The sequence below is a fragment of the Vibrio sp. 1580 genome (genome assembly GCF_033340055.1).
On the sequence record NZ_JAWOVT010000453.1, the window covers coordinates 1 to 600 of the forward strand.

The 600-nt window shown below is 42.7% G+C and carries 1 protein-coding gene; it reads right to left on the reverse strand.

The window, feature by feature from the left end:
* On the reverse strand, window positions 1-423 hold a 423-nt coding region (locus R7093_RS26550), incomplete at its 3' end, for a glycyl radical enzyme domain-containing protein (RefSeq protein WP_318147193.1).
* Window positions 424-600 lie beyond the last annotated feature (177 nt).

A 600-nucleotide genomic window follows, 5' to 3' on the forward strand; every position in this document is an offset into this window, starting at 1 on the left:
TCGAAGTTTTTTGTAAATCTGCGCTTCAGTTTGGTCGCCTACATAAGGCATCAGGACGTCGTCTAACTGCCCTAAATACACGGGAATATTAGTAACTGACGGCACATGATGATAGATGATGGTAAGCATATTTAGCGCATCATCAAAATCTTCTGCAGGTGGCAACTCCAAATACTCAGAGCCTTGAGATAAAAACTTAGCATAGTCAGGTAAAACGTAACGCGGTTTAAAAGGCGCATGACCTTCAAACATGTCACAAATTACGCCATCGCTCATCGCTTCACGAAGTGCTTCAGAAATGGGCATGTATGGAATACATGCTTCGGCTTCTAGAGCGAGGAAGTTAGACTTCTGTTTCGGAGACAAACGGCCGTCAGTTGCGATATTGAGAAAACGCTGTTGGAGTTCAGATAGGCTTGTCATCAAGGATGTTCCTGCAAAAAAGACCACGACATCTGGATCTGGGTAGGTACAGACCATTACCCCTAAAGGGCTAGATTGAATTTTACGCCTAGTTAAGCCTTGCCACTAATGAAAAAAAACAAACCGTTAATTTCCATATTGGAAATAAGCTATCCCTAAATTAGGGGTTACCTCACA